Source organism: Pseudomonas campi, from assembly GCF_013200955.2.
In the GTDB taxonomy this organism is placed as follows: Bacteria; Pseudomonadota; Gammaproteobacteria; order Pseudomonadales; family Pseudomonadaceae; genus Aquipseudomonas; species Aquipseudomonas campi.
Window position 1 is genome coordinate 210,612 of record NZ_CP053697.2, and the last position, 23,573, is coordinate 234,184.

21 protein-coding genes are annotated in these 23,573 nt (G+C 63.4%); 12 read left to right on the plus strand and 9 right to left on the minus strand.

Translation table 11 applies throughout. From position 1 onward, the window contains the following. Nucleotides 1–7: 7 nt before the first annotated feature. The 4 genes from cyaY (at nucleotide 8) to HNE05_RS00970 (ending at nucleotide 2,079) form a co-directional block, all read left to right on the plus strand. Entirely contained in the window at nucleotides 8–340 is a 333-nt protein-coding gene (gene cyaY / locus HNE05_RS00955; RefSeq protein ID WP_173211179.1) for an iron donor protein CyaY, read from the plus strand. Between the two features lie 64 nt (nucleotides 341–404). After that, on the plus strand, nucleotides 405–542 hold the full coding sequence (locus HNE05_RS20645; RefSeq protein WP_420827018.1) for a DUF1289 domain-containing protein: 138 nt from the start codon (nucleotides 405–407) through the stop codon (nucleotides 540–542). A 117-nt stretch (nucleotides 543–659) separates the two neighbouring features. After that, a complete protein-coding gene (gene rnk / locus HNE05_RS00965; protein ID WP_173211183.1) occupies nucleotides 660–1,067 on the plus strand; it encodes a nucleoside diphosphate kinase regulator in 408 nt (135 codons plus the stop codon). Between the two features lie 219 nt (nucleotides 1,068–1,286). Beyond that, a protein-coding gene (locus tag HNE05_RS00970) for an IS5 family transposase (RefSeq protein WP_173203186.1) occupies nucleotides 1,287–2,079 on the plus strand; the annotation gives its coding sequence in 2 pieces (ribosomal slippage) (nucleotides 1,287–1,558 and nucleotides 1,557–2,079; 795 coding nt in all). Nucleotides 2,080–2,087: 8 nt separating this feature from the next. Here HNE05_RS00970 and ligB read toward each other — a convergent pair. From ligB to HNE05_RS01000, 6 genes are all read right to left on the minus strand, one after another. Next, complete coding sequence (gene ligB / locus HNE05_RS00975; protein WP_173211186.1) at nucleotides 2,088–3,761, minus strand: NAD-dependent DNA ligase LigB; 1,674 nt, start codon at nucleotides 3,759–3,761, stop codon at nucleotides 2,088–2,090. A 149-nt stretch (nucleotides 3,762–3,910) separates the two neighbouring features. Continuing rightward, the gene (gene aguA, locus HNE05_RS00980) at nucleotides 3,911–5,008 is read right to left on the minus strand and encodes an agmatine deiminase (protein WP_173211188.1); all 1,098 of its coding nucleotides are present in this window, start codon (nucleotides 5,006–5,008) and stop codon (nucleotides 3,911–3,913) included. A 95-nt stretch (nucleotides 5,009–5,103) separates the two neighbouring features. Then, nucleotides 5,104–5,982: an N-carbamoylputrescine amidase gene (gene aguB, locus HNE05_RS00985; protein ID WP_173211190.1), complete on the minus strand. Its 879-nt coding sequence runs from the start codon at nucleotides 5,980–5,982 to the stop codon at nucleotides 5,104–5,106. 262 nt (nucleotides 5,983–6,244) lie between these two features. Beyond that, nucleotides 6,245–6,886 carry a TetR/AcrR family transcriptional regulator gene (locus HNE05_RS00990; RefSeq protein WP_173211192.1) on the minus strand — a complete coding sequence of 214 codons (642 nt, stop codon included), beginning with the start codon at nucleotides 6,884–6,886 and terminating at the stop codon, nucleotides 6,245–6,247. Between the two features lie 104 nt (nucleotides 6,887–6,990). Beyond that, nucleotides 6,991–8,067 (minus strand): extracellular solute-binding protein, encoded by a 1,077-nt coding sequence (locus HNE05_RS00995; RefSeq protein ID WP_173211194.1) that lies wholly within the window; start codon nucleotides 8,065–8,067, stop codon nucleotides 6,991–6,993. A 133-nt stretch (nucleotides 8,068–8,200) separates the two neighbouring features. Then, on the minus strand, nucleotides 8,201–9,580 hold the full coding sequence (locus HNE05_RS01000; protein ID WP_173211196.1) for a glutamine synthetase family protein: 1,380 nt from the start codon (nucleotides 9,578–9,580) through the stop codon (nucleotides 8,201–8,203). A 277-nt stretch (nucleotides 9,581–9,857) separates the two neighbouring features. Between HNE05_RS01000 and HNE05_RS01005 the strand changes: the two genes are divergently transcribed. From HNE05_RS01005 to HNE05_RS01040, 8 genes are all read left to right on the plus strand, one after another. Next, nucleotides 9,858–10,610, plus strand: coding sequence for a gamma-glutamyl-gamma-aminobutyrate hydrolase family protein (locus tag HNE05_RS01005; protein WP_173211197.1), 753 nt, complete (start codon nucleotides 9,858–9,860; stop codon nucleotides 10,608–10,610). 88 nt (nucleotides 10,611–10,698) lie between these two features. Then, complete coding sequence (locus HNE05_RS01010; RefSeq protein WP_173211198.1) at nucleotides 10,699–12,057, plus strand: glutamine synthetase family protein; 1,359 nt, start codon at nucleotides 10,699–10,701, stop codon at nucleotides 12,055–12,057. A 64-nt stretch (nucleotides 12,058–12,121) separates the two neighbouring features. After that, nucleotides 12,122–13,495 (plus strand): aspartate aminotransferase family protein, encoded by a 1,374-nt coding sequence (locus tag HNE05_RS01015; protein ID WP_173211199.1) that lies wholly within the window; start codon nucleotides 12,122–12,124, stop codon nucleotides 13,493–13,495. 120 nt (nucleotides 13,496–13,615) lie between these two features. Next, nucleotides 13,616–14,716, plus strand: a complete 1,101-nt coding sequence (locus HNE05_RS01020; protein WP_173211200.1) for an extracellular solute-binding protein — start codon at nucleotides 13,616–13,618, stop codon at nucleotides 14,714–14,716. Nucleotides 14,717–14,930: 214 nt separating this feature from the next. Then, nucleotides 14,931–16,025 carry a polyamine ABC transporter substrate-binding protein gene (locus HNE05_RS01025; RefSeq protein WP_173211201.1) on the plus strand — a complete coding sequence of 365 codons (1,095 nt, stop codon included), beginning with the start codon at nucleotides 14,931–14,933 and terminating at the stop codon, nucleotides 16,023–16,025. A 52-nt stretch (nucleotides 16,026–16,077) separates the two neighbouring features. Next, a complete protein-coding gene (gene potA, locus HNE05_RS01030) occupies nucleotides 16,078–17,232 on the plus strand; it encodes a polyamine ABC transporter ATP-binding protein (RefSeq protein ID WP_173211202.1) in 1,155 nt (384 codons plus the stop codon). Next, entirely contained in the window at nucleotides 17,229–18,137 is a 909-nt protein-coding gene (locus tag HNE05_RS01035) for an ABC transporter permease subunit (RefSeq protein WP_420826982.1), read from the plus strand. Before potA ends, HNE05_RS01035 begins: the two co-directional genes overlap by 4 nt. Beyond that, nucleotides 18,134–18,997 carry an ABC transporter permease subunit gene (locus tag HNE05_RS01040; protein ID WP_173211203.1) on the plus strand — a complete coding sequence of 288 codons (864 nt, stop codon included), beginning with the start codon at nucleotides 18,134–18,136 and terminating at the stop codon, nucleotides 18,995–18,997. The genes HNE05_RS01035 and HNE05_RS01040 overlap by 4 nt, the downstream gene beginning before the upstream one ends. Nucleotides 18,998–19,103: 106 nt before the next feature. Here HNE05_RS01040 and HNE05_RS01045 read toward each other — a convergent pair whose 3' ends face one another. Genes HNE05_RS01045 through ptsP form a run of 3 tightly spaced genes read right to left on the minus strand, consistent with a single transcriptional unit; the run spans nucleotide 19,104 to nucleotide 23,564 of the window. Next, complete coding sequence (locus HNE05_RS01045; protein WP_173211204.1) at nucleotides 19,104–19,841, minus strand: DUF6630 family protein; 738 nt, start codon at nucleotides 19,839–19,841, stop codon at nucleotides 19,104–19,106. Between the two features lie 26 nt (nucleotides 19,842–19,867). Next, nucleotides 19,868–21,256 carry an FAD-binding oxidoreductase gene (locus tag HNE05_RS01050; protein ID WP_173211205.1) on the minus strand — a complete coding sequence of 463 codons (1,389 nt, stop codon included), beginning with the start codon at nucleotides 21,254–21,256 and terminating at the stop codon, nucleotides 19,868–19,870. A gap of 28 nt (nucleotides 21,257–21,284) precedes the next feature. Then, the gene (ptsP, locus tag HNE05_RS01055) at nucleotides 21,285–23,564 is read right to left on the minus strand and encodes a phosphoenolpyruvate--protein phosphotransferase (protein WP_173211206.1); all 2,280 of its coding nucleotides are present in this window, start codon (nucleotides 23,562–23,564) and stop codon (nucleotides 21,285–21,287) included. Nucleotides 23,565–23,573: the final 9 nt, after the last annotated feature.

Here is a 23,573-nt window from a genome sequence, read left to right on the forward strand (position 1 = left end):
CGTTGTAATGAGTTTGAGCGAAGCCCGTTTCCATGATCTGGTCGATGCCGTGCAAGAGGCCGTGGAAGATATTTTCGACGACAGCGACATGGACATCGATCTGGAAAACTCCGCCGGCGTGCTGACCGTGCGCTTCGAGAACGGTACTCAGCTGATCCTCAGCCGCCAGGAACCGATCCGCCAGCTGTGGGTGGCGGCGCGTTCCGGTGGCTTCCACTTCGACTACGACGAAGAACAGAGCCTGTGGATCTGCGATACCAGCGAAGAGCCGCTGGGCGAGTTGCTGGCGCGGGTGACCCTGGAGCAGTCCGGTGAGCAGCTCGAATTCGAAGAGCTCTGATTCGCAGAGCGCTGATCCGGCACGCGCCGAAACGGTTGATTCGCCGTGCCGCCGCCAGTGTTGCCTGGATGATCACGATGAGTGCCTGGGCTGCGGTCGCAGCCTGGCCGAGATCCTCGAATGGGGCAAGGCCGATGGCGCGCGGCGCCGGGAAATCTGCCAGGCCGCGCAACAACGCTTGCGCCCGTCACTGCGAGGGTGACCCTACAGTCGCTTTTGTCGGCTGGCTTGTGCTAGGTTGAATTCTGACTTGTCGATCAAAACCCCGCCCTCGGGCGGGGTTTTGTCATTTCTAGCCTCGAGGAGCATCAACGCCACCATGAGCAGCACCCCAGCCATCACCATCACCCGTCTCGATCTGCAACGTCTGGAGCGCCTGCTCGACACGCTGGAGGACTTCGGCCCGGCCGCGGCTGCCCTGGAAACAGAGCTGGCGCGGGCCCAGGTGGTGGGCCATGCGGAAGTGCCGGCCGGGGTGGTGACGATGAACTCGCGGGTGCATTGCCGCGAGGAGAGCAGCGGCAAGGATTACCACCTGACCCTGGTCTACCCGCAGGACGCCGGGGCCGAAGGCACGGTCTCGATCCTCGCGCCGGTGGGCTGTGCGCTGCTCGGCCTGTCGGTCGGCCAGCACATCGACTGGCCGGCACCCGGCGGCAAGCTGCTCAAGCTGACGCTGCTGGCGGTGGAATACCAGCCGGAAGCGGCGGGCGAATACAACCGCTGAGTCAGGCGGCCGGCCTGCACGCGATCCGCATGTCGTAGGGTGCGCTGCGTGTTCACCATGCCCGGTCTGGGCTTGTAGGTGCGCACGGTATTCAACCGGGACACATGGGTGCGCACCAGAGATGCCGCACGGAGCCCAGGTGCGCGTGGCGCCCCTACGGATGCGTGGCTGCTTGCTTAGAGCCTGTTCACGATCTTTTCGCGCCGGGATAATTGCCCGATGCGAAAGACTCAATACCCGAGCGACGTGAGTCGCGAACAATTCGAACAGATAAGGCCGCTGCTAGAGAGTGTGCGCAAGAAGACTAAGCCCAGGTCAGTAGACCTGTATGAGGTTTGGTGCGCCGCGTTGTACCTGCTCAAGAGTGGCTGCCAATGGCGGATGCTACCGACTGACTACCCTAAGTGGCGGACGGTACACGCCTACTTCAGTCGTTGGAGTGAGCCCGATCCAGATGGCGTTAGCGTTTTGGAGCGGGCGCTCAAAAAATCAGGTTGGCGCGGCCCGTATCAGACAGGGGCGCAGCGCATGCACGACATTCTTGATCGTGGACGCGCAGAGCGTGAAAAATACCGATAGCGCTGACCAGAAAGGCTATGACGCAGGCAAGAAGGTCTCCGGGATCAAGCGCCACATCGCCGTAGATACAGAAGGTCTGCCTCATGCGGTTGCGGTAACGACTGCAGATGTCACCGATCGCAAGGGGGCGCTGCTGGCGCTTGAGCGCGCGGCAGCAAGCTTACAAGGCGTGCAAAACGTCTTGGCGGACGGTGGCTATACAGGCAAGCCGTTTGCCCAGGCTGTGGAAGGCTTGCTGGGCGCGACAGTGCAGATCGCTAAACGTAGCGAACTGCATACCTTTGCGGTGATGCCACAACGCTGGGTGGTGGAACGATCCTTCGCCTGGCTGGAGAAGTGTCGTCGGTTGTGGAAGAACTGCGAGCGCAAACTCAATACCAGCTTGCAGCTCATCCACTTGGCCTTCCTTGTGCTGCTGCTCAAAAGATCGTGAACAGGCTCTTAGAACCCCTTCACCCCAGCCGCGCGTAGGCGCTGGCGCAGAGCCTGCACGTCCGGGTGCTGGAAGAACGCCACCAGCTGTGCCGCCCGCTGCGGGCCAATACCGTTGAACGCGTCCCAGGCCTGGGCATCGCGCGCGGCCAGCGTGTCCCAGTCAGTGCCCAGCGGCGCCGCGCCGCTGGCGGGCAGGCCGAGGGCCTTGAGCCACTGGGCGAAGGGGCGTTGCCGGGCGCTGGCGAAACTCTGCTGCAGCTGGTCCGCGCTGCGTGCGCCGAAGCCCGGCGTTTGGGCCAGTTCGGCTTCTGTGAGATCGAGCCAGGCGAGCAGGTCGGGCAGCTTTCCCGCCTGCTGCAGCTTGGCCCAGGTTCCCGGACCGACACCCGCTAGCTGCAGCCCTTGTTTGCCGCTCAGCCAGTTCAGGCGGGCGCTGAACTGGCTGGCGCAAGCGCTGCTCGGCTGCCAGCAACTCAGGGCGTGGTAGGCGGTAGGATCGGGCGCGCGCAGTGCCGGCCGTTCGGCGCTGCGCCAGACCACGCCGTCCAGGCGCGGAATGGTCAGGCCGGCGAGGGTGATCGCCACCTGGTCGCCGGGGCGAATATCCAGCGCCTGCCAGCGCTGCAGCGAACCGAGGCTGACCCGCTGGATGTTGCGTTGCTCCAGGCGTATCGGCTGCAGTTGCAGCACCGGGGTAATGCGCCCGCTGCGGCCGATCTGGAAGTGCACGTCGCGCACCTGGGCCAGGGCCTGGTTGGGCGGGTATTTCCAGGCGGCCGCCCACTGCGGCGGTTCGGCGGCCCAGCTGTTGCCGGGTGGGCGCCGGCCCTGGCGCAGCACCACGCCGTCACTGGCGAACGGCAGCGGGCTGCGGTACCAGTGCGCGCGCCAGTGACTGGCCTGCTGCAGATTCGTGATGGCCAGGGTCAGCTCGGCGCTGTCGCTGAAGCCGAGGGCGCGCAGACCCTGCAGGCGTTCGCCCATGCTGCTCGGGCCGTTGGCCCAGTCCCAGACGAACAGACCGATCTGCGCGGCGGTGGCGGCGTCCAGCTGGTGGCGACTCATCGCTCCGGCCACCTGGTTGCGCGCGGTGCCGGTGCCCCCTTGAGCCTGCACATGGCCGGGCAGGCGCCAGTACAGCTCGCCCTGCAGGATCAGTTCGTCGTTGCGTGGCAGCTGTTGCGGGATGGCGTCGATCAGCCGGGCCTGGCTCGTCCAGTCCTGGCCGCGTTGTCCGTCGCCCCGGCTGATCGCCCGCAGCAGGCGGCCGTCGCGGTAATGCAGGGTCACCGCCACGCCATCCACCTTGGGCTGGATCCACAGCTCGCTGCGGCCCTGCAGCCACTGCTGCACGGCCGCTTCGTCGCGCAGCTTGTGCAGGCCGGTGTGGGCGATGGGATGGGGTTGGCTGCCGGGTGGGCCGAGGTCGGCGCGCAGGTCGCTCGGTGCCTGCTGCGGGAAGCACTGCTGCCAGTCCTGCAGGCGCTCGCGGGCCTGGTCATAGAGTTCGTCGCTGACCGGCGAGTGGCCCTGTTGGTGGTAGGCCTGGTCCCAGTTTTTGAGCTGTTGCTGCAGAGTTTTCAGCTCGGCACCGGCACGGCTGGCGGACCAGTCGGGGCAGGGAGCGGCGAGCAGCGGGCAGGCGAGGCAATAGAGGGATAACGCGATCCAGCGTTGCATCTTGAGCATCCTTGCTCGGTTGTTGAACCGGCAAGCCTAGATCAAGTCGATGTTTTTGCCCTGCATGCGGCGGTGGCCCTCTCCCCCGGCCCCTCTCCCACAAGTGGGAGAGGGGAGACATCGTGTTGCGGACGCAGCTCTGGGGATAGTCAGCCAGCCGGCTGCTGCTGGGTGATGCAGTGGATATTGCCGCCGCCGAGGAGTATCTCGCGGCCCGGCACCATCACCACGCGGTGCTCGGGGAACAGGCGCTGCAGGATGGCGCGTGCTTCCTCGTCCTTGGGGTCATCGAAGCTCGGCGTGATGATGCCGCCGTTGACGATCAGGAAGTTGACGTAGGAGCCGGCCAGGCGCACCGCGGGGCTGCGCTCCTGGGTGCCGGCGACCAGGTCGACGCCGGCGCATTCTTCCTCGGTGGCGTACAGCGGGCCGGGAATCGGCATCTTGTGCACGACGAACGCGCGGCCCTTGGCGTCGCGGGCGTTTTCCAGCACGCGCATGGCGGCCTGGCAGCGCGGGTAGTTGGGGTCGTTGACGTCGTCGGTCCAGGCCAGCAGCACTTCGCCGGGGCGCACGTAGCAGCAGAAATTGTCGACGTGGCCATCGGTCTCGTCATTGAACAGGCCGTCCGGTAGCCAGACTACCGTGTCGATGGCCAGGTGCGTGCGCAGCATGTCCTCGATCTGCTCGCGGCTCAGGTGCGGATTGCGGTTGCGGTTGAGCAGGCATTGCTCGGTGGTGATCAGGGTGCCTTCGCCGTCTACATGGATCGAGCCGCCTTCCAGCACGAAGCCTTCGGTGCGGTAGCGCGCGCAGCGCTCGATCTCGAGAATCTTGCTGGCCACCTGGTCATCGCGCTGCCAGGGGGCGTAGAGGCCGCCGTCGAAGCCGCCCCAGGCGTTGAAGCCCCAGTCCACGCCGCGCACGCCGCCCTGGTCGTTGATCACGAAGGTCGGCCCGGTGTCGCGCACCCAGGCGTCATCGGTGCTGATTTCCACCAGGCGGATATTGCCGTGGTCGAGGCGCGCACGGGCGTTCTCGTATTGGCCGGCGGAGACGCAGACGGTCACCGGTTCGAATTCGGCGATGGCCTTGGCCACCGCAGTGAAGGCAGTCTGCGCCGGCTTGCCGCCGAGGCGCCAGTTGTCCGGGCGCTCGGGCCAGACCATCCAGGCCTGGCTCTGCGGTGCCCACTCGGCGGGCATGTAGAAGCCATCGGCGCGTGGGGTGCTGGTGAGAGTGGTCATGTCTTGCTCCTGTAGCCCGGATGCAATCCGGGGGTCTTGGTTCGGGGGCCTCCCGGATTGCATCCGGGCTACGGGCCTGGCGAAGAGGCTATGCCTCAGGACTCCAGCGCGCCGTCGAGGGTTTTCAACGGGCCGTACAGGTTCGGGCGACGGTCGCGGAAGCTGCCCCAGGCGCTGCGGATATGTTCCAGCTGGTCCAGATCGAAACGGTGCACCAAGATGCCTTCCTCCGTCTCGCCCAGCTCCTCGACTTTCTTGCCGAACTGGTCGGCGATGAAGGAGGAGCCGTAGAAGTTGATGTGGTAACCGTCCTGGTCTTCGCGGCCGATCCGGTTGGACGCTACCAGCGGCATCAGGTTGGCGCCAGCGTGACCTTGTTGCACGCGCTGCCAGTGATCGCGCGAGCTGATGCTCGGGTCATGCGGCTCGCTGCCGATGGCGGTCGGGTAGAACAGGATTTCCGCGCCGAGCAGGGCCATGCTGCGCGCGCACTCGGGGAACCACTGGTCCCAGCAGATGCCCACGCCGATCTTGGCGTAGCGGGTTTTCCATACCTTGAAACCGGTGTCGCCCGGGTTGAAGTAGTACTTCTCATGGTAGCCGGGGCCATCGGGGATGTGGCTTTTCCGATAAATACCGAGGTTGCTGCCGTCGGCATCGATGATCGCGATGCTGTTGAAACGGGCGCGCCCGGCCCGCTCGAAGAAGCTGATCGGCAGCACCACCTGCAGCTCTTTGGCGACTTGCTGGAAGTGCCGGATGGCCGGGTTTTCCTCGGCCGGGGTGGCCAGCTGCAGGTAGTCCGGGTTGGGCTTCTGACAGAAATACGGGGTCTCGAACAGCTCCTGGATCAGGATGATCTGCGCGCCTTCGGCGGCAGCCTGGCGGACCAGTTTTTCCGCATTGGCGAGATTCGCGGCGGTGTCCCAGGAACAGGCCATCTGGGTGGCGGCGACGGTAACGATACGCGACATGAAACACCTCGTAGGAGTGCTGGAAAAGGTCGTCTGCAAGCGCAGCGACCTGTGACTGTGCCGTGGCGGTGCATCGCCATCAGGCAGCGGATGGCCATTTTATATCCGATAAAAATCGGCTTAGGAAGCTGTTTTTAGCTTTTAAGAACGCATTTAACCGATTTATATCGAATTAAATCCGGATTTAAGACCGAGCAAAACCAGGCCGAGGCATTGGGCTGCGGGCTCGGCGGCGAATGGTGGAGGTGCGGGCGGTGGCGCTTCAGCTCAGTGGCAGGCGGCGCTTGGGCAGGGCGGGCGGCAGGTAGAGGCTGAGGTAGGCATCGAATACGCGCATGCCTTCCTCGGCCAGGCGCGGGGTGATCACGCCATGCAGTTGCACCGAGCGGGCGTAGACGCGGTCGCCCAGTTCCATGGCCAGGGCAAACACATCGATATCTTCCGGCAGATGTGGCAGGGGGAAATGCCGCTCGAACAGGGCCTGCATCAGGCGACCCAGTTCCAGGTCGTGCTGGCGGTCGGCCTGGACTACTTCGGCCAGGCCGTGCTGGGCCAGGATCAGCTGGCGCGCGGCACTGTCGCGGGCGTAGATGGCCAGCATGCGCTGTTCGACGATGCGCGACAGGTCGCGCCAGTCATGCAGCTCGGCATGCGCCACTGGTTGCAGCAGGCAGTCGCGGAAGGCGGCGTGGATGTCGGCGGTGAGTGCCTCGAGCAGCGCCGGCACGCTGGCGAAGAAGTGGTAGACGGAGGACGGCGGAATCTCCGCGCGCTCCGCCACGCTGTAGATCGACAGGCCGTTGAAGCCCTGCTCGCTGAGCAGCGCGCGCGCGGCGTCGAGGATCAGGGCGATGCGCGCCTGGCTGCTGGCGCGGGGTTTGCGGGGGCTGGCGGTGCGGGTCATGCCGGACTCCTGTCCTGGGGAGGCGCTATTGGACGCCAGACGGACAGGGGAGGCAAGTCGCAGGTGGGGCGGCCGGGGCGACAGGGCCCCGGCTGCGGGTCGGATTACAGCGGTGCGGCTGCCGAGGGGCCATCGCGGAAACGCGTCCAGACCTCGTCGCGGGTGCTTTTCAGCTTGTCCGGCAGCGGCACCAGGGCGAACAGGCGGCGCTTGGTGTCGCGGTCCGGATACAGGCCGGGCTGGTCGCGCAGGGCTGGGTCGAGGAACTCGCGGGCATCGGCGTTGGCGCTCGGGTAGAGGGTTTCCTCGGTGATCTTCGCCGCCACCTGCGGTTGCATCAGGTAGTCGATGAACTTGTGCGCGAGGTCGGCGCGGCGGGCGCTGCTGGGGATTACCAGGTTGTCGATGAACAGCGAGGAGCCTTCTTCCGGCACCACGAACTGCACGGGTTGGCCGGCATCGGCCGCGGCCAGGGCGTCGCCGACCCAGGCCAGGGCGACGCACAGCTTGCCCTGGTTGAGGTCGTCGATATAGCGCTCGCTGTCGACGTAGCGCAGGTTCGGGCGCAGGCCGTCGAGAATCGCGCCGGCCTTGCGGATGCGCCCCGGCGAGCTGTTGCTGAGGCTGCGCCCCTGATAGTTCATCAGGCCGTAGAGCACTTCGTCCGGCGCATCCAGCATGCTGACACCGCAAGCGGCCAGCTTGCTGCTCTGGGCCGGATCGAACAGCAGGCTCCAGCTGTGCGGCAGCGTGCCGCCCAGCGCGGCGGTGGCCTGCGGGGTGTTGATGGCCAGGCCGACGGCGCCCCACAGGTAGGGCACGGCATAGCGGTTGTTGGGGTCGACGGCGGCCAGCTTGTTGAGCAGCTGCTTGTCGAGGTGCTTGCGGTTGCCCAGGCGAGCGAGGTCCAGGGGTTGCAGCTTGCCAGCGCGGATCAGCTCCGGCAGCTCGTCGTGGGAGGGCACGGCGATATCGATGGCGGTATCGCTGGCCAGAATCTGGTCGAGCTCTTCGTCGGTGCTGAAGGTGTGGTACTCGACTTCGATCCCGGTTTCCTTAGTGAAGTCGCTCAGCACCTGGGGTGCGATGTAGTCGTTCCAGTTGTAGACCCGGATGCTGTCGGCGGCGACCGCCAGTCCGGGAGATAACACCAGCAGCAGCGGAGCAAGAGCGCGAAACATGACGACCTCCTTGGTGATGTGGGCAATGCAGCAGGCAAAGCTTCGCCAGACCACGTACGGGGAGTGGCGTAATCGGGGCAACACGGGCAGCGGATAAAACGACGCCGGCTAGAGCCGGCGTCGGGGGTGGTGCTTATACGGTGTGCAGGTACCAGTTGTATTCGAGGTCGGAGATGGTGGTCTCGAACTCTTCCAGCTCGGCTTCCTTACAGGCGACGAAGATGTCGATGTAATCCGGACTGATGTACTGGTTCAGCACGGCACTGTCGTCCAGCTCGCGCAGGGCATCGCGCAGGTTGTTCGGCAGGCTCTGTTCCAGTTGCTCGTAGGAGTTGCCCTCGATCGGCTCGCCCGGCTCGACCTTGTTGGTCAGGCCGTGGTGAATGCCGGCGAGGATCGACGCCATCATCAGATACGGGTTGGCATCGGCACCGGCGACGCGGTGTTCGATGCGCACCGAGTCCGGGCTGCCGTTGGGAACGCGCACGGCCACGGTACGGTTGTCGATACCCCAGCTCGGCGCGTTGGGCACATAGAACTGTGCGCCGAAGCGGCGGTACGAGTTGACGTTGGGGCAGAGGAACGCCATCGAGGCTGGCATGGTCTCGAGGATGCCGCCGATGGCGTGACGCAGCAGGTCGCTTTGCAGCGGGTCGTCGGTGGTGAAGATGTTCTTGCCGGTGGTCTTGTCGAGCAGCGAGATGTGCACATGCAGACCGTTACCTGCCTGGCCCGGGTAGGGCTTGGCCATGAAGGTGGTGTCCATCTCATGGTCATAGGCGATGTTCTTGACCAGGCGCTTGAGCAGCAGGGCGTAGTCGCAGGCCTTGATCGCATCGTTGGTGTGATGCAGGTTGACTTCGAACTGCGCCGGGGCGCTTTCCTTGACGATGGCGTCGGCCGGGATGTCTTGTTCCTTGGCCGCTTCCAGCATGTCCTGCAGGCAGTCGACGTACTCGTCGAGGTCATCGATCAGGTACACCTGGGTAGAAATCGGGCGTTTACCGGACAGCGGCGAGCGCGGTGGCTGCGGGCGGCCGTTCACGTTCTCCTGGTCGATCAGGTAGAACTCCAGCTCGAAGGCGGCGCAGATGGTCAGGTTCATCTCGTCGAACTTGGCCACCACCTGGCGCAGCACTTCGCGCGGGTCGGCGAAGAACGGGCGACCATCGAGCTCGTGCATGGTCATCAGCAACTGCGCGGTGGGGCGCTTCTGCCAGGGCTCTTTGCACAGGGTATTGGGAATCGGGAAACAGATGCGGTCGGCGTCGCCGATGTCCAGGCCAAGGCCGGAGCTTTCGACAGTGGAACCGTTGATATCGAGGGCAAATAGAGAAGCGGGCAGGTTGATGCCCTTTTCGTACACTTTATGCAGGCTGTTGCGGTCGATGCGCTTGCCGCGCACCACGCCGTTCATGTCTGCAATAAGAAGGTCGACGAACAGGACCTCAGGATGTTCCTTAAGGAACGCGTTCGCTTCGTTGAGCTGAACGGCACGCGGGGGTACCGACATGATGCAACACCTTTTTTGTTAAAAATTTCAATCATGCGTTCGCACAGGTGTGAGTCAATCTTAAACACCCTGTGCTGTCAATAGTTGACCATTCTGCCCTGAAATGGGGCTCTATGGCCAGTTTTGGGGCGTTTCAGGGCAATCTAAGGTCATTTTCAGCCGTGCCTGACGCGGTGCTCAGTGGCCTGTGTTCAATTTTTTACAGCCCTATTGTGTAAAAAATCGAACAAGGCTAATCTCGGCCTCAATCTAATAACAGCAATAAAACAGGTGTCCCATGTCACGCCTGCCGTTAATCGGCGTAACCGCCTGCACCAAGCAGGTAGGCCTGCACCTCAACCACATCGTTGGCGACAAATATGTTCGCGCAGTCGCTGTCGGCGCTGGCGGTTTGCCGCTGGTGATTCCATCGCTCGGTGAACTGATTGATCAGCCCACCCTGCTAGCCAGTCTAGATGGCCTGCTGTTTACCGGCTCGCCGTCGAACGTCGAACCGCATCACTATAGCGGCCCGGCCAGTGAGCCCGGCACGCCCCATGATCCCTATCGCGACCAGACCACCCTGCCATTGATTCGTGATGCAGTGGCGGCCGGTATCCCGGTGCTCGGCATTTGCCGCGGCTTCCAGGAAATGAACGTGGCCTTTGGCGGCACCCTGCACCAGAAAGTGCACGAGGTTGCCGGGATGATGGATCACCGCGAGCCGGCCGAGCAGCCGGTTGAGGTGCAATACGCTGCACGCCACCCGCTGCAGGTGCAGCCAGGTGGTCTCCTCGCCGGCCTCGGCTTGCCGGACGAGATTCAAGTCAATTCCATTCATGGCCAGGGCGTTCAGCGTCTGGCGCCGGGCCTTCGCGTAGAAGCACTGGCGCCTGACGGGTTGATCGAAGCCTTCTCCGTCGAAGGTGCGCCAAGCTTTGCGCTCGGGGTGCAGTTCCACCCGGAGTGGCAGGTACGATCCAACCCGAATTATCTCGCCATCTTCCAGGCCTTTGGTGAGGCTTGCAGGAAGAGGGCGGGGCAACGCTGAGTAGGTGAGGCAACCGGCAGGTGAAACTGGGAGGTTTCACTAGGCTTTAACCGGTCCGCAGAAGCCGCTCTACAATCCTGAGGTCTTTATGACTAGCAAGCTCGACCAGCTCACCAGCTGGCTGAAAGAACGCAAAATCACCGAAGTTGAATGCATGATCAGCGACCTTACCGGCATTGCCCGCGGTAAGATTTCGCCGACCAACAAGTTCCTCGACGAGAAGGGCATGCGCCTCCCCGAGAGTGTGCTGCTGCAGACCGTTACCGGCGACTACGTCGAGGACGACATCTATTACGAGCTCCTCGACGAGGCGGACATCGACATGTTCTGTCGTCCCGACGAGAACGCCGTATTCCTGGTGCCTTGGGCCATCGAGCCCACTGCGATGGTGATCCACGACACCTTCGACAAGCAGGGCAACCCGATTGAGCTGTCGCCGCGCAACATCCTCAAGAACATCCTCAAGCTGTACGCAGCCAAGGGCTGGAAGCCGATCGTCGCGCCGGAGATGGAGTTCTACCTGACCAAGCGCAACAGCGACCCGGACTTCCCGCTGGTGGCGCCGATGGGCCGCTCCGGGCGTCCGGAAGTCGGTCGCCAGTCGTTCTCCATCGACGCGGCCAACGAATTCGATCCGTTGTTCGAAGACGTCTACGACTGGTGCGAGCTGCAGACCCTGGACCTCGACACGCTGATCCACGAAGACGGCCCGGCGCAGATGGAAATCAACTTCCGTCACGGCGATGCCCTGCACCTGGCCGACCAGATCACCGTGTTCAAGCGCACCATGCGCGAAGCCGCGCTGAAGCATGACGTGGCGGCGACCTTTATGGCCAAGCCGATCACCGACCAGCCGGGCAGCGCCATGCACATCCACCAGAGTGTGGTGGACGTGAATACCGGTAAGAACCTGTTCTCCAACGAAGACGGGACCATGAGTGAACTGTTCCTGCACCACATCGGTGGCCTGCAGAAATACATTCCCGAAGTGCTGCCGCTGTTCGCGCCGAACGTCAACTCGTTCCGCCGTTTCCTGCCGGATACCTCGGCGCCGGTGAACGTCGAGTGGGGTGAAGAGAACCGCACCGTGGGCCTGCGCGTACCGGAAGCCGGGCCGCAGAACCGCCGCGTGGAAAACCGCTTGGCCGGTGCCGACGCCAACCCGTATCTGGTGCTGGCTGCGTCCTTGCTGTGTGGCTATATCGGCATGGTCGAAGGCATCAACCCGAGCGCGCCGGTCAAAGGCCGTGGCTACGAGCGCCGCAACCTGGCCCTGCCGGTGACCATCGAAAGCGCCCTGGAGCGCATGGAAGCCTGCAAGGACGCCGAGAAATACCTGGGTGCGAAATTCGTCCGCGGCTATGTCGCAGTGAAACGTGCCGAGCATGAAAACTTTAAACGGGTGATCAGCTCCTGGGAACGCGAGTTCCTGCTGCTCTCCGTCTGATCGGGGCGGGTGCCGGCGGCCCAGCCGCCGGCACCCTGCCGATTGCGCAATCCCGAGGTGAATGATGACGAACCAAGCGAACAACCCGAAAACCCGTGAGTGGCAGGCCATGAGCCGTGAGCACCACCTCGCGCCGTTCAGCGACTACCAGCAGCTGCACGAAAAGGGTCCGCGCATTGTGACCAAGGCCGACGGTGTCTATCTCTGGGACAGCGAAGGCAACAAGATTCTCGACGGCATGGCCGGTCTCTGGTGTGTCGCCGTCGGTTACGGCCGCGAAGAGCTGGTCGAGGCGGCAGCCAAGCAGATGCGTGAGCTGCCGTTCTACAACACCTTCTTTATGACTGCGCACCCACCGGTGCTGGAACTGGCCAAGGCGATCGCCGAGATTGCGCCGCAAGGCATGAACCATGTGTTCTTCACCGGCTCCGGCTCCGAAGGCAACGACACCATGCTGCGCATGGTTCGCCACTACTGGGCGTGCAAGGGTCAGCCGAACAAGAAAGTCATCATCAGTCGCCACAACGGCTACCACGGCTCCACCGTGGCCGGCGCCAGCCTGGGCGGCATGAAGTACATGCATGAGCAGGGCGACCTGCCGATCCCCGGCATCGTGCACATCCCGCAGCCGTACTGGTTTGGCGAGGGTGGCGACATGAGCCCGGACGAGTTCGGTATTTGGGCCGCCGATCAGCTGGAAAAGAAAATTCTCGAAGTCGGCGAAGACAATGTCGCCGCCTTCCTGGCCGAGCCGATCCAGGGCGCGGGCGGTGTGATCATTCCGCCGGACAGCTACTGGCCGCGCATCCGCGAGATCCTCGCCAAGTACGACATTCTGTTTGTCGCCGACGAAGTGATCTGCGGTTTCGGTCGTACCGGCGAGTGGTTCGGTAGCGATTTCTACGGTAACAAGCCGGACCTGATGACCATCGCCAAGGGTCTCACCAGCGGCTACGTGCCCATGGGCGGCCTGATCGTCGGCGACAAGGTGTTCCAGGTGATCAACGCAGGTGGTGACTTCAACCACGGCTTCACCTATTCCGGGCACCCGGTAGCAGCGGCCGTCGGCCTGGAAAACATCCGCATCCTGCGTGAAGAAAAGATCATCGAACAGGTAAAGGCAGAAACGGCACCATACTTGCAAAAGCGTCTGCGTGAACTGGCGGATCATCCGCTGGTGGGCGAAGTCCGCGGTGTGGGCATGCTCGGCGCCATCGAGTTGGCGAAGAACAAGCAGACCCGTGAACGTTTCCCGAGCGAGACCGGTGTCGGCATGATCTGTCGCACCCATTGCTTCGAGAACGGACTGATCATGCGCGCCGTTGGCGACACCATGATCATCGCGCCACCATTGGTAATCAGCAAAAGTGAGATCGATGAGCTGATCGAAAAAGCACGCAAGTGCCTCGATCTCACCGCACGTGCAGTATTGGTCTGAGGCTTGAGCGACACGCCAGACCTTGCCAGACTGCATGGTGCGTAGGCCAGGCTCACCGGAGGGTGCGTCGCTAAGGTGACGCAGCCCCGGATACTTCAAACGACAATGGAGCTAACCCGCATGATCAAGACCTTCGGTAAAACTTTGCTTGCCATGACCCTGGCAGGCGCCGTGGCCGGCATGGCGCAGGCTGATGACAAGGTATTGCACGTTTACAACTGGTCGGACTACATCGCCCCGGAAACCCTGGACAAGTTCACCAAGGAAACCGGCATCAAGGTCGTTTACGACGTGTTCGACAGTAACGAAGTGCTGGAAGCCAAGCTGCTGGCTGGCAGCTCCGGTTACGACATCGTCGTACCGTCCAACCCGTTCCTGGCCAAACAGATCAAGGCGGGCGTGTTCCAGAAGCTGGACAAGTCCAAGCTGCCCAACTGGAAAAACCTCGATACCAACCTGCTGACCGCACTGGATCCGAGCGATCCGGGCAACCAGTACTCGATTCCCTACATGTGGGGCACCATCGGTATCGGCTACAACGTCGAGAAGGTCAAGGCGGCCCTGGGTGACAACCCGCCGGTGGATTCCTGGGACCTGGTGTTCAAGCCGGAGAACATGGAAAAACTCAAAGGCTGTGGCGTGTCCTTCCTCGATTCGCCGACCGAAATTCTCCCGGCCGCCCTCAACTACCTGGGCTTCAAGCCGGATAGCACCGATGCGGGCGAGCTGAAGAAAGCCGAAGAACTGTTCCTCTCGGTGCGTTCCTCCACCGGCTACTTCCACAGCTCCAAGTACATCGGCGACCTGGCCAACGGCAACATCTGCGTAGCCATCGGCTACTCCGGTGACCTCTACCAGTCCAAGTCGCGCGCCGAAGAAGCCAAGAACGGCGTGAACATCCTCTACAGCATCCCGAAAGAAGGTGCTGGCAGCTTCTTCGACATGCTGGCCGTACCGGCTGACGCGAAGAACGTCGAGGGCGCCCATGCCTTCCTGAACTTCCTGATGAAGCCGGAAATCATGGCCGAGATCACCAACTTCGTGCAGTTCCCCAACGGTAACGCGGCGGCCACCCCGCTGGTTGACGAGGCGATCCGCAACGACCCAGGCATCTACCCAGATGCCGCGACCATGGCCAAGATCTACACCTTCCCGGATCTGCCGGCCAAGGTACAACGCACCATGACTCGTAGCTGGACCACCATCAAGTCCGGCAAGTAAGCAACAACAGCGACACCCTCCGGCGGGTGCTCCCGCCGGAGACCCGCCAGGAGGCTCATGTGCCATTTCCGTCTACCGTTACACACGAGCCCCACACAGCTCCGTGCGCGGGCGGCTGGGCGATTGGCCAGAGATGTCAGGGACTGGCAGAAGAATTTTCAAGCCCCTGGTCGTGCGTAACGACCTGAATAGCAACAATAAAGAGGACTGACGTGTGCAAGTATCCTTCCGCAAAACCCTGATCACCGCAGTGGTTACCCTGGGCATCGCCGGCGCCGCACAGGCTGCACCGACCGTGCATATCTACAACTGGAGCGACTACATCGGCGAGACCACCCTGGCCGACTTCAAGGCAGCCACGGGCATCGAGCCGGGCTACGACGTGTTCGACTCCAACGAAACCCTGGAAGGCAAGTTGCTTGCCGGTCGTTCCGGTTACGACCTGGTGGTGCCGTCCAACCACTTCCTCGGCAAGCAGATCAAGGCTGGCGCGTTCCAGAAGCTTGACCGCTCGCTGCTGCCGAACTGGCAGAACCTCGATCCCCTGCTGCTCAAGCTGCTGGAAACCAACGATCCAGGTAATCAGTATTCCGTCCCCTACCTGTGGGGCACCAACGGCATCGGCTACAACGTCGAGAAGATCAAGGCTGTGCTGGGCGTCGACACCATCGATTCCTGGGCCACCGTCTTCGAGCCGGAAAACCTCAAGAAGCTCAGCGCCTGCGGTGTCGCCTTCCTCGACTCCGGCGATGAAATGATCCCGGCCGTGCTCAAGTACATGGGCCTGCCCGCCAGCAGCACCAACCCCGATGACTACAAGCAGGCAGAAGCGAAGCTGATGGCCGTACGCCCGTACGTGACCTACTTCCACTCCTCCAAGTACATCGGTGACCTGGCCAACGGCGACATCTGCGTAGCCGTCGGTTACTCGGGCGACGTCATGCAAGCCGCCGACCGTGCCGACGAAGCCGGCAAGGGCGTGCAGATCGCCTACAGCATTCCCAAGGAAGGCTCCAACCTGTGGTTCGACATGATGGCCATCCCGGCTGATGCGAAGAACGTCAAGGAAGCCCACGCCTTCATCAACTACCTGCTCGAGCCGGCGGTGATCGCCAAGGTCAGCGACTATGTCGGTTATGCCAACCCCAATCCCAAGGCCGGCGCGCTGATGGATCAGGAAGTACGCAACGACGAGTCCGTTTACCCGCCGCAGGCGGTTCTGGATAATTTGTTCATCCAGGCCGAGTTGCCGCCGAAAGTACAGCGCCTGATGACCCGCAGCTGGACCAAGGTCAAATCTGGTAAGTGAGTCTTTTGCCCGGCCCGCGTGGCCGGGCTCCAATGTTCCAGGAGTTTTGCAAATGGCCGTTGCCTCCAGCGCCTACAAGAAAGCCCTCGAGGGCAACCAGCAACCGAAAGAAGTGCTGGTTAAAATCGATCGCGTAACGAAGAAGTTCGACGAAACCATCGCTGTCGACGACGTCTCGCTGACCATCAACAAAGGCGAGATCTTCGCCCTGCTCGGCGGCTCCGGCTCCGGCAAGTCGACCCTGCTGCGCATGCTCGCCGGTTTCGAACGACCGACCGAAGGGCGCATCCTGCTCGATGGCGTGGACATCACCGATATGCCGCCCTACGAGCGGCCGATCAACATGATGTTCCAGTCCTACGCGCTGTTCCCGCACATGACCGTGGCGCAGAACATTGCCTTCGGTCTGCAACAGGACAAGCTGTCCAAGGCCGAGATCGACGCCCGCGTGGCCGAGATGCTCAAGCTGGTGCACATGAGCCAGTACGCCAAGCGCAAGCCGCACCAGCTGTCCGGTGGCCAGCGTCAGCGCGTGGCCCTGGCCCGTTCGCTGGCCAAGCGTCCCAAGCTGCTGCTGCTCGACGAACCGATGGGTGCTCTGGACAAGAAGCTGCGTTCGCAGATGCAGCTTGAGCTTGTCGAGATCATCGAGCGGGTTGGCGTAACCTGCGTCATGGTGACCCACGACCAGGAAGAGGCCATGACCATGGCCCAGCGCATTTCCATCATGCACCTCGGCTGGATCGCCCAGACCGGCAGCCCGATCGACATCTACGAGACCCCGGCCAGCCGTTTGGTCTGCGAGTTCATCGGTAACGTCAACCTGTTCGACGGGGTGATCACCACCGACGAAACCGACCACGCCATCATCAACTGCCCGCAGCTGGACAAGCCGATCTACATCGGCCACGGCGTGACCACCCGCGCCGAAGACAAGAAGGTCAGCTACGCCCTGCGTCCGGAAAAACTGCTGATGGCGACCACGCTGCCGGCCGACCACGAGCACCCGGAATACAACTGGTGCAACGGTACCGTGCATGACATCGCCTACCTCGGCGGTCACTCGGTGTACCACGTCAAACTGACTTCCGGGCAGATTGTGCAGTGCTTCATCGCCAACGCCGAGCGCCGCGGCAAGCGTCCGACCTGGGACGACGCCGTGGTGGTGTACTGGGAAGACGACAGCGGCGTGGTACTGCAATCATGAAAATCGGCAAACTGAAACGCTATCTGCCCAGAGGGCGGCATGTCGTGATCGGCGTGCCGTTCCTCTGGCTGTTCCTGTTCTTCCTGCTGCCGTTCTTTATCGTCCTGAAGATCAGCTTCGCCGAAGCCGACGTGGCCATTCCGCCCTACACGGAAATATACAGCTGGGCGGAAAACCAGCTGCAGATCGTGCTCAACCTGGGTAACTACATCTTCCTCAGCGAGGATGAGCTGTACCTGGCGGCCTACCTGGGTTCGCTGAAGATGGCCACCATCAGCACGCTGCTCTGCCTGCTGATCGGCTATCCGATGGCCTATGCGATTGCCCGCGCCAGCAAGGAAATGCAGACCACCCTGCTGCTGCTGATCATGATGCCGACCTGGACCGCGATCCTGATCCGCGTCTATGCCTGGATGGGCATCCTCAGCAACAACGGCCTGCTCAATGGCTTCCTGCAAATGCTCGGGGTCATCAACGAGCCGCTGCAGATCCTCAACACCAACCTGGCGGTCTATATCGGCGTGGTCTATTCGTACCTGCCGTTCATGATCCTGCCGCTCTACGCCAACCTGGTTAAACACGACCATAGCCTGCTGGAAGCCGCATCGGACCTGGGTTCGAGCACTTTCAACAGCTTCTGGAAAATCACCGTGCCGCTGTCGAAGAACGGCATCGTCGCCGGCAGCATGCTGGTGTTCATTCCGGTGGTCGGCGAGTTCGTCATTCCCGAGCTGCTCGGTGGCCCGGAGACCCTGATGATCGGCAAGGTGCTGTGGCAGGAGTTCTTCAACAACCGCGACTGGCCGGTGGCGTCCGCCCTGGCAGTGGTCATGCTGGCGATCCTGATCGTGCCCATTATTCTGTTCAACCGTAACCAAGCTAAAGAGATGGAGGGCCGCGCATGAAACGCTTCAGCTTCTCCAACTTCATGCTCTGGGCCGGCCTGGCCTTTATCTACCTGCCCATGCTGATCATGGTCATCTACTCCTTCAACGCCTCCAAACTGGTGACGGTGTGGGGGGGCTGGTCGCTGAAGTGGTATGCCGGCCTGCTCGACAACAATCAGTTGATGGGCTCGGTGCTGCGCTCCCTGGAAATCGCCTGCTACACGGCGATCGCCGCGGTGGCGCTGGGCACCGTGGCGGCCTTCGTGCTGACCCGGGTCACCCGCTTCAAGGGTCGCACCCTGTTCGGTGGCCTGGTCACCGCACCGCTGGTGATGCCGGAAGTGATCACCGGTCTGTCGCTGCTGCTGCTGTTCGTGGCGATGGCCCAGTTGATCGGCTGGCCGGCCGAGCGTGGCGTGCTGACCATCTGGATCGCCCACACCACCTTCTGCTCGGCCTATGTGGCGGTAGTGGTGTCGGCGCGTCTGCGTGAGCTGGACCTGTCCATCGAAGAGGCGGCCATGGACCTCGGCGCCAAACCGTGGAAGGTGTTCTTCCTGATCACCATCCCGATGATCGCGCCATCGCTAGCGGCGGGCGGCATGATGTCCTTCGCCCTGTCGCTGGACGACTTGGTGCTGGCCAGCTTCGTCTCCGGCCCGGGCTCCACCACCTTGCCGATGGAAGTGTTCTCCGCCGTGCGCCTGGGCGTGAAGCCGGAAATCAACGCGGTGGCCAGCCTGATCCTGCTGACCGTGTCGATCTTCACCTTCTTCGCCTGGTACTTCGCCCGCCGTGCCGAGGAAAAGCGCAAGCGTGCGATCCAGCAGGCCATGGAAGAAACCACCAGCGAAACCTGGTCGGCCAAAGCCGCCTGAGTCTCGCCGGCAATACTGCAAAAGGGTCACTTCGGTGGCCCTTTTGCTTTTGCGCCATAGTTCCTGGTGAGGGGGCTGCTGAATGTGCGCCGGCGGCGCGGCTGGTCTAGGCGTGCTCGGGGTAAGAGGCGTTCAAATCGAGTTCGGCGGTGATGGCGTAGATCTGCTCGGCATCCGCCGTGCGCCCTAGCCAACCCTGGTAGCTGTCGCAGCCCGTGTCCCAGAACCACAGCTGCAGCCCGTGCGGGGCCAGTTGCTGGTGCGCCAGTGCCATTAGCTGGGCGACTGGCATTTCCTCGCCGGGGTCGGCGCAGGGCCAGGAGAAGGTGACCTGATGGCCGATGTTGCTGAGCAGGACATCGAACTCCTCCAGCAGGCTGACGCCGTCTTTCCAGTCGACGCTGAAAATCAGGCTCGAAGTGGCGCCAAACTGGATGGCGTAATCCTGCAAGCCTTCGGGGTCGTCCTCGAATTCCTCTTTGGCATCCTCGTCCTGCAAGTGCTGCTTGAACAGCTGGAAGCACTCGTCGGCCAGCGTCTGGTTGTCCAGCGCGATCAGGCCGTAGAGGGTTCTGACCGCTTTGAGCTGGCGTGCATGGCGGGTTTCGCGCTTCTCCGTCTGCCCCGGCTCGGCGGGCTGGTAGCCCTTGCGGGCTTTCTCGCGCAGCTTCTTCTCGGCCGCTTCCAGCGCTTCCTCGGGGCTGGCGAAGCTCAGTTGCTGCTGTTGGCCGTTGGTGCCGATGCGGCCATAGCGGATGGTCAACAGGCTGCCATCGACCTGCAGCTGATAGAACTTGTGTTCGCCGCTGGCGGCATCGGACAGTTCGAGATAGTGGCTGTGCATGGACTCTTCCTTGAGTGAGGTAATGACTAGGGTGCGGGCGGGTAGTAGGCATCCCACAGCGCGTTGCGGAACTTGTAGCCGGGGTCCAGGCGCCGCTTGAGGGCGAAGAATTCCGGCGCGCGTGGGTAGGCGGCGAGGAACTGCTCGCGGCTGGCGTGGATCTGGTAGGGCAGGTAGTAGCGCCCTCCGCAGGCCAGGGCGGCGTCGATCAGCGCGCGGGTCCAGGCGGCGGCGCGTTCGCGTTCTGCAGCGGAGGTGCCCTGGCGGTAGTACAGCACCAGGGCGAAGACTTCCTCCGGGGCCCAGGCCAGTAGGGTGCCGGGGTCGGCCTTGGCGTGGCGGATCGAGACATTTAGCAGGTTGGCCTGGTGCTTGTCGGTCAGCCGCGCCAGCTCGCCGACGAAGCGCTCCAGCTGCGCCGGCGGCACGAAGTACTCCTGCAGCACATAGCTGAAGTCCGGCCCGGAAATCGGCTGCAGCTCGCGCACATCCAGGCTGGCCTCGTGGTTGCGCCACTGCACCTTGGCGCCGCGAAAGAGCAGCGGGTCGATGGCCGCCTCGCGCAGCTTGGTCCCGGCCTCGCCGCTGCTGCTCAGGCGAATACCCGTCTGCTGCAGACGGTAGCTGCGTTCGACCGGAGTCAGCCGCGCGCTCTCGCTCAGCGGCTGTTCGCTGCGCCGGTAGGACACCGCGCGCACCGTGTCGAAATCGTCCGGGTAGAGGATGCCGTTGTGTAGCACCAGATCCGCCTGGCCCTGCACTTCGCGGGAGAACCAGGAGCGGTATTCGGCCAGCGGCATGACCTGACTCTCGCGGGCGATGCGGCTGTTCTCGGCCAGGCCGAGGGTGGCCTCGACTATCACGCCGAGGCCGCCATAGCCGCCGATGGCGCCGTAGAACAGCTCGCGGTTGTGGTTCGGCGTGGCCTCGATCAGGCTGCCGTCGGCCAGTACCAGGCGCAGGGCGCGCACCGAGCCCACCAGCGGCCCTTCGCCGACGTAGCGACCATGCACGTTGACCGACAGCGAGCCGCCGACGCTGAAGTTGGCGTAGGACTGCATGATCTGCGGCGACAGGTCGTACGGGTCGATGTACTCGAGGATCTCGCGCCAGCTGATACCGGTCTGCACGCGGATCTCCCGGCGCTCGGCGGAGAACGCCAGGACCTTGTCGAAGTCGCGCATGTCGAGCTGCAGCGCGCCTGCGCTAGCGGTCTGCCCGCCCATGCTGTAGCGCCCGCCAGCGATGCTGATAGGCCCGGCGTGCTGGCGCACCGCGTCGATGATCTGCTGCAGCTGGGTCGGCGCAAGCACGCGCTCAACCTCGATCGGGTTGAGACCGGTGACGTCGTTGACGATTTCGCCGGCGCTGGCCGGCAGTGCGGCGAGTGCCAGGAGAAACAGGAAGGGGCGCATGAACTGTCCTTGTCCGGAGCGCGGCGGCTCAGCTCTGGATGGTCGCCGCCGGATTGATCACCCGGCCCAGGCCGAGGTTGCGCAGGGCCAGGTGCAGGGTGCTGTGGATCACCTGCGGGTTATCCATGCGCAGCAGCTGGTCGAGGATCTCGCTGGCCTTGCTCATGCTGACCTGGCGCAGCAGCCATTTCACTTTCGGCAGGTTGGTGGCGTTCATCGACAGGCTGTCGAAGCCCATCGCCAGCAGCAGCACGGCAGAGGCTGGATCGCCGGCCATCTCGCCGCAGATGCTCACCGGTTTGCCTTCGGCGTGGGCGCCGTCGACTACCAGTTTCAGCGCATGCAGCACGGCCGGGTGGAGGAAGTCGTAGAGGTCGGCGACCCGCGGGTTGTTGCGGTCCACGGCCAGCAGATACTGGGTCAGGTCATTCGAGCCGACCGAGAGGAAGTCGACCTGGCGCGCCAGATCGCGCACCTGGTAGACCGCAGCGGGAATCTCGATCATCACGCCGACCGGTGGCAGCGGTACGTCGACGCCTTCGTCGCGCACTTCGCCCCAGGCGCGGTGGATCAGGTGCAGGGCTTCTTCCAGCTCCTGGATGCCGGAAATCATCGGCAGCAGGATGCGCAGGTTGTTCAGGCCCTCGCTGGCCTTGAGCATGGCGCGCACCTGGACCAGGAAGATTTCCGGGTGGTCGAGGGTGATGCGGATGCCGCGCCAGCCGAGGAAGGGGTTGTCTTCCTTGATCGGGAAGTAGCTCAGCGCCTTGTCGCCACCGATATCCAGGGTGCGCATGGTCACCGGCAGCGGATGGAAGGCGGCCAGCTGCTCGCGGTAGGTGGCCAGCTGTTCCTTCTCGCTGGGGAAGCGTTCGCCATTCATGAACGGCACTTCCGTGCGGTACAGGCCGACGCCTTCGGCGCCGCGTTCCTGGGCGCGCTTCACATCGGCCAGCAGGCCGGTGTTGACCCACAGCGGCATGCGCTGGCCGTCGAGGGTCTCGCACGGCAGTTCGCGCAGGGCATCGAGGCCCTGGGACAGCTGGCGTTCTTCCTCGACCACCTCGGCATATTGCTTGCGCAGCAGTTCGCTGGGGTTGGTGAAGACTTCGCCGTGGTAGCCGTCGACGATCAGCTGGATGCCGTCGACCTTGGAGTAGGGCAGGTCGACCACGCCCATGACCGTGGGAATACCCATGGCGCGGGCGAGGATGGCGACGTGCGAGTTGCCCGAGCCCTGCACCGAGATCAGGCCGACCAGCTTGCCTTCCGGCACCTCGCCGAGCATCGCCGGCGACAGCTCCTCACTGACCAGAATGGTGTTGTCCTGGTACACCAGGCTTTGTTTGCGTTCTTCCTGCAGATAGGCGAGCAGGCGCCGGCCGAGGTCGCGCACATCCGCAGCGCGCTCGCGCAGGTAGGCGTCATCCATCAGCTCGAAGCGGTTGACGTGCTCGTTGACCACCTGGCGCAGGGCGCCCTGGGCCCACTGGCCGGTCTTGATGATGGTGGTCACTTCGCTGCCGAGGGCGGCGTCTTCGAGCATCATCAGGTAGACGTCGAACAGCGCGCGCTCTTCCTTGCGCAGCTGGGTGGCGAGCTTGGCCGACAGCGCGTGCATGTCGGCACGCACGCCGACCAGGGCATTGTTGAACAGCTTGAGTTCGGCCTCGATGTCAGCGACGGCCTTGTCCGGCACCACGTCCAGGTCGGCTGGCGGCAGCACCACCACCGCGGTACCCACGGCGGCTCCCGGCGCACCCGGCACGCCGACGAAGCGCGCTTCCTGGATGCCCTTGCCCTGTTTGCCCAGGCCGCGGATCGAACCGGTGGCTTCGGCATGGGCGATAACCCCGGCGAGCTGGGCGCTCATGGTGACCAGAAAAGCTTCTTCGCCCTCGTCGAACTGGCGGCGCTCCCTTTGCTGCACCACCAGAACGCCCATCACCCGCCGGTGGTGGATGATCGGCGCGCCGAGGAAGGAGGCGTAGCGCTCCTCACCGGTCTCGGCGAAGTAGCGGTAGCGCGGGTGGTCGGCGGCGTTCTCGAGGTTGAGCGGCTCCTCGCGGGTGCCGACCAGGCCGACCAGGCCCTCGTTGGGTGCCATGCTGACTTTGCCGATGGAGCGCTTGTTGAGGCCTTCGGTGGCCATCAGCACGAAGCGGTTGGACTCCGGGTCGAGCAGGTAGACCGAGCAGACCTGGCTGCCCATGGCCTCTTTCACCCGCTGCACAATAATCGTCAGCGCCGCCTTGAGATCCTTGGCGGCGTTCACTTCCTGGACGATCTTGCGCAGCGTGTTGAGCATGCTTGCTTT